This window comes from Trinickia sp. (genome assembly GCF_051953405.1).
GTDB lineage: Bacteria > Pseudomonadota > Gammaproteobacteria > Burkholderiales > Burkholderiaceae > Trinickia.
The window spans coordinates 23,986-29,985 of record NZ_JBQCIV010000028.1 but is presented as its reverse complement, the minus strand read 5'-3'; the positions used below and the strand labels follow the sequence as shown (position 1 = coordinate 29,985).

The 6,000-nt window shown below is 61.8% G+C and carries 4 protein-coding genes; all 4 read left to right on the top strand.

What is annotated here, in order from left to right; translation table 11 throughout:
* On the top strand, window positions 1-1,536 hold a 1,536-nt coding region (locus ACTHN9_RS04835), incomplete at its 5' end, for a PQQ-dependent dehydrogenase, methanol/ethanol family (RefSeq protein WP_440535613.1).
* A 129-nt stretch (window positions 1,537-1,665) separates the two neighbouring features.
* A complete protein-coding gene (locus ACTHN9_RS04830) occupies window positions 1,666-2,922 on the top strand; it encodes a c-type cytochrome (RefSeq protein WP_440535612.1) in 1,257 nt (418 codons plus the stop codon).
* A gap of 257 nt (window positions 2,923-3,179) precedes the next feature.
* Window positions 3,180-4,706 carry an acetaldehyde dehydrogenase ExaC gene (gene exaC, locus ACTHN9_RS04825; RefSeq protein WP_440535611.1) on the top strand — a complete coding sequence of 509 codons (1,527 nt, stop codon included), beginning with the start codon at window positions 3,180-3,182 and terminating at the stop codon, window positions 4,704-4,706.
* 342 nt (window positions 4,707-5,048) lie between these two features.
* Complete coding sequence (locus tag ACTHN9_RS04820) at window positions 5,049-5,954, top strand: RHS repeat-associated core domain-containing protein (protein WP_440535610.1); 906 nt, start codon at window positions 5,049-5,051, stop codon at window positions 5,952-5,954.
* Window positions 5,955-6,000: the final 46 nt, after the last annotated feature.

Genomic DNA, 6,000 nt, shown 5'->3' with positions numbered 1-6,000 from the left:
TCGCCCGCGAAGCAGATCGATACGTCGAACGTCAAGGGCCTCGCGCTCGCATGGAGCTACAAGTTTCCGGCCGATCTTCAGCAAGGCTTCGAGGCCACGCCGATCGTCAACGGCAACTATCTGTTCGTGAGCACACCGAAGGACAACGTCTACGCGTTCGATGCGGCCACGGGCAAGCCGCTCTGGAAGTACGAGCCGAACCTCGGGCCCGAAGCGTTCAAGAACGCATGCTGCGACGTCGTGAATCGCGGCGTGGCCCTTTACGGCAAGAACGTCTATATCGCGATGCTCGACGGCGAGATCGTCGCGCTCGATGCGCGCTCGGGCAACGTCGCGTGGAAGAAGCGGATGTTCGATCCCGGCACGGGCTACGCGTTCTCGCTGGCCCCGCTCGCACTCGACGGCGCGATCGTCGTCGGCAATTCGGGCGGCGAGTACGGCGCGCGCGGCTTCATCGCCGCGCTCGATCCGGCCAACGGCAACTTGCTCTGGAAGCGCACGACGATCCCGGACGCTAAGGAGAAGGGCGGCGACACCTGGCCCGACGGCATGCAGGCGCACGGCGGCGGCGCATCGTGGCTGACAGGCACATTCGATCCGGCGACGAAGACGCTGTTCTGGGGCGTCGGCAATCCCGGCCCGTGGCTCGCGAAGCTGCGGCCCGGCAACAACCTCTATTCGGATTCGCTGCTCGCGCTCGATCCGAAGACGGGCGACATCAAATGGCACTACCAGTACACGAGCAACGACACATGGGACTACGACGGCGTGAACACGCCGATCCTCGCGAGCATCAAGCATGGTGGCAAGGACTATGACGCGATCATCCACGCCGATCGCAACGGCTTCTTCCATGCGATCGATCGCGCGACGGGCAAGCTCATCTACGCCAATCCGTTCGTGAAGGCGACGTCGGTGACCGGCTACGCGCCGGATGGCAGCCCGATCGAGGATGCGTCGAAGTATCCGGCCGTCGGCACGACGATCCGCACCTGCCCGAGCTTTCTCGGCGGCAAGAACTGGTGGTCCGTCTCGTACGATCCTGCCAAGCATCTCGCCTTCGTGCCGACGCTGCATGCGTGCATGACGCTCTCGGGCAAATCGGTCAGCTACATGGAAGGCCTGCCTTATCTCGGGGAAGGCTTCGAGATCCAGCCGGAGCCCGGCAGCAAAGGCTACGGCGAGCTGCAGGCGATCGACGTGAACACGGGTAAGAAGGTTTGGAGCCACTGGACCAAGATGCCTTGGAACGGCGGCGTCGCCAGCACGGCCGGCGGCTTGGCGTTCAGCGGTTCGCTCGACGGCCACTTGTATGCGTTCGACGAAGAGACAGGCAAGATCCTCTGGCAGAGCCCGAAGCTGGCGAGCGGCATCATCGCACAGCCTTCCGTCTTCGAAGTGAACGGGCAAGAGTATGTGGCCGTGCTCGCCGGCTACGGCGGTGCAAACCCGATCTGGGGCGGCCCGATGGCGAAGATCGCCGACAAGATACCGCGCGGCGGCACGCTCTACGTGTTCGCGCTGCATCGCAGTTGATGCAGGGCGCCGCCCTCGCCAGCCTTAGATAGTCGCTTCATTCGCTCGCCCTATTTCCGAGCCGGTGCCGTGGCCGCGTGCTTTGCGCGGCGGCCGCGGCGCGACTCGGCACTCATCGAAAGCACGATCATGAAAACGCATCTTCGCCAGTTTGCGGCGGCCGCGGCCATCGCCGCGGGTTTCGCCATTGCATCGCCGTCGGCGGCTGCCGCCGCCGCGCCGATCCATATCTGCACGTTTCCCGGCAGTCCCTCCGCTGCGCTCGACCAGGCCGTGGCGAAAGAAGCCCTCGCGAGGGCCGGTATCGCCGCGACGTTTGTCGACGGCGGCCTGCCCGGCGGCAACGATGACGACGGCGTCTCGCTCAAGGAATTGCGCCGAACGCTAGGTCATGGCTGCGACCTCATCGCGGGCTTTCCGCGCTCGTCCGTTGCCGATGCCGCTAGCGAGGCCATGTTGTTTTCTCGCGGCTATCTGCGCGCCGATTACGTGAGTATCGAAGCCGGGGCGCGGGCCCGTGAGGCTGCGGCGCCGGTGGTGGTGGCGGCAACCTATGGCAGTCCCTCGCAATTGATTGCCGTTCAAGAACAGCATGTGCGGTTCGATCTCGAGAACACGCCCGATCTCACCGTCGACGCCGTCGCGAGCGGCCGCGCGATGCGCGCGATCGTCTGGTATCCCGCGGTCGTGGCTTATCGGCAAGCGCACTCGGGGCAGCACTTCGACGTCAGCAAGACACGTTCGCCTTATTCCGATTGGCAACTCGTCTTTGCATTTGGCCTGGGTGCAAAGGCCTTGCAGCAGAAGGTCGATCGCGCGTTGGGCGCGATGGCCGCCGACGGACGGCTCGATGCGCTGACACACGAATGGACGCTGCCCGCGTCTGTCCAAACCGCGCGCGGCACGCCGGCTCGGTTTGCCTACCTGGACGGGCCTGTCGCGCCAGCGGGTCACGGCTCGCTGCGCGACGCGGCTTACTCGGCGAACCGAGCAGGACACATCGTCAAGATATCGGATGCGGCGGCCAGTCCAACGTTCGACGATGCGCAGGTCGCGCATGGCAAGCGCCTTTACGGCAGTAACTGCGCCAAGTGTCACGGCGCGGACATGCAAGGCATTACGGCGCCCGCATTGAGCGGGCCGGCATTCGCGCCGGTAAGCGGTTCGCATCTGACGATCGGCGGCATCTACACCTACATGTCGACGAACATGCCGGCCGATCGCCCAGGCAAGCTCAAGGACGACGAGTACGCCGACATCATGGCGTACCTGCTGAACGCGAACGGATACGGCCCAGGCAAAACCAAGATGACCGCCGAGGCGGCGCGCGCCTCGACCACGTTGCTCAATGCCGGGCCGCGCGGCGTCATTCACGCGGCGAAATGAGCATGCAGCATGCGATCTCATGCATGCGATGCACGGTTGCGCGGTTGCGATCAAAGTGTCCTAAATTGAAACACTCGGCGCGTCGCACATCGCGAGTTGTACCGAAATGAGGCACTTCAATGTCCGGCGATGCAGCGCCGTTGGCCGGATTCAAAGGCTTCAATTTGGCACGGTAGTTGCCTGATACAGCCCACAGCCGTTTCGCGCTGTGGCGTGAATTTCTGAAGAACGCGATCGAAATCCAAAGGAGACGTGCGATGGACCTGTTTGACCTGAAACAACTTGGCCTGGACATCGAATTCCCGTACCGGAAGCAGTACGACAACTATATCGGCGGCAAATGGGTGCCGCCCGTCGGCGGGAATTATTTCGAGAACGTCTCGCCGATCAACGGCAAACCGTTTTGCCGTATCGCGCGTTCGAGCGCCGAAGACATCGAACTGGCTGTCGATGCCGCCCATGCAGCCCGTCGCAAGTGGGGCAAGACCTCGACGACGGAGCGAGGCAATCTGCTCTTGGCCGTGGCCGAGCGCATGGAAAAGAACCTGAAGCTGCTGGCGGTTGCCGAGACGATCGACAACGGCAAGCCGCTGCGCGAAACGATGGCGGCCGACCTTCCGCTCGCCGTCGACCACTTCCGCTATTTCGCCGGCTGCATTCGGGCACAGGAAGGGGCGATCTCGGAGATCGACGACAATACGGTGGCTTACCATTTCCACGAACCGATGGGTGTCGTCGGCCAAATCATTCCGTGGAATTTCCCGTTGCTGATGGCGGCGTGGAAGTTGGCTCCCGCGCTTGCGGCTGGCTGCTGCGTCGTGATGAAACCGGCCGAGCAGACGCCTGCTTCCGTCATGGTCCTTATGGAGATTATCGGCGACTTGTTCCCGCCCGGCGTGATCAACATCGTCAGTGGTTTCGGTAAGGAAGCAGGCGAGGCATTGGCTACGAACAAGCGGATCGCAAAAATCGCGTTCACGGGATCGACGCCGGTCGGCAAGCGCATCTTGCATGCCGCTGCGGACAACTTAATTCCGAGTACGGTCGAACTTGGCGGCAAAAGCCCGAACATCTTTTTCGCCGATGTACTCGATCACGACGACGCGTACCTCGACAAGGCGCTCGAAGGCCTGGCGATGTTTGCGCTGAACCAGGGCGAAGTATGTACGTGCCCGTCGCGCGTGCTGATTCAGGAATCGATCTACGACCGGTTCATCGAGAAAGCGATTGCGCGCGTGGGTAAGATCAAGGCGGGGCACCCGCTCGATCCGAGCACGATGATCGGTGCGCAGGCTTCGCAGCAGCAGCTCGACAAGATCCTCTCGTACATCGATATCGGCCGCGAAGAAGGGGCGACCTGCCTGACGGGCGGGGCCCGTACGGCACCGCTTGCCGAACTCAATGAAGGCTTTTACGTTCAGCCGACGATGCTCCTTGGCAACAACAAGATGAGGGTGTTCCAGGAAGAGATCTTCGGGCCCGTTGCGTCGGTGATGACATTCAAGGACGAAGCGGAGGCGATCGAATTGGCCAACGACACATTCTATGGCCTTGGCGCCGGTGTCTGGACGCGCAACGGCACGCGTGCTTATCGCATGGGCCGGGAGATCGAAGCGGGCCGCGTTTGGACGAACTGCTATCACTTGTATCCGGCACACGCTGCGTTCGGCGGCTACAAGCAGTCCGGCATCGGTCGCGAAACGCATAAGAAAGCGCTCGAGAACTACCAGCAGACGAAGTGCCTGCTGGTTAGCTATCAAGCCGAGGCGCTTGGGTTCTTCTGATGCTCCGCCGATTACCCCTGGTTCTCCCTTGGAGGTACGCATCCCTTTCTGAAGGCTGATTGGGGGTAATTCGAAAAAGAAGCCCGGCATTCACAGCCGGGCTCCGAATGCACCGTGCTTCCCAACGAAGCGCGGCACCTGCAAACCCTTAGCGCGTGCCGATTGCTTACGCCTCCAACAGCGAGCGCAGCGCGTGTCGCCAGGCGCACCTCCGACAGCTCCCTCGTGTCCGGGCCTGAATGCATGTTCACCCGTCATTTTTGATAGTACGCGGGATAGCGAGCACAGGTAGTATCGGGCAAGGCGGCACAGAATGCACCGGAACATGAGGAGGCACAAGCTATGAGGGCGACGTGTGGCCTTGGTTTTACGGGTGCGTATTGGGATTCCGTTACGTGCGCGGCGCCGCTCGGCAATGGGTATCGATGGTACCTGCCTTCGCTGATGCGCTTCAATGCGCCCGACAGCCACAGCCCGTTTGCCGCGGGAGGCATCAATCTCTATGGCTACTGCGTGGGCGATCCCGTCAATCGTGTTGACCCCACGGGACATATCCCCCGTTTGATTCGCGCTTTAACCGTCGATGCTGCGGAAGATACAGTCATGGGGAAAATCGACGCTTGGATGAGCGCGCAGCATCGGGCGGGTTTTACGGACACCGTTGTCGTAAGTGGCTATTCCGGAAAGGAGTACGCCGAGCCCGAGGCCTTCGCCGAGCATCTTCAGAAGATCGTCGATCGACATCCGAAGGCGAAATTCGTTGCGGGCGCCACTAAGCCCGGAATTGGCTTGATTTATGACATTGCCGCGAAAAACGGGCGGCCGACGCTGGGCATCGTGTCGTCCGAAGCGCGAGGCTTCCCGGATGACATATCGCCTCATTGCGGCAGCGTCATTTTTGTAGACGATCCCGAGCGCACGTGGAAAGTGCTGTCTCCTAGCGGAGAGTCGTACATGCTGGCCCCGCTCGAGGAAGGCGGTAGCTTCTATGCGTTTGGTGGCGGCGATGTTACGGTGAGCGAAACGATAGAAGCCCTCCAAAAGGGATATGTCCCGATACAGTCATGGCGAAAGCATCTGTTCGCAGACTATGCGCCAAATCCACGCAAGATCGCCGAGACGTTGGATCGGCTTTCATTTCGCGAGCGCCGAGAATTCGATCCGATGCCGTTGCGGACGTTCGTCGGAGATGAACTCTTTCGTATGGGACCGACACCCGGTCAAACGGTTGTGGCCCGCTATTTTTAGCGCAACGGCTCGGCTGCGCTCATCATCGCTCGTGGCGCCTTAGCGT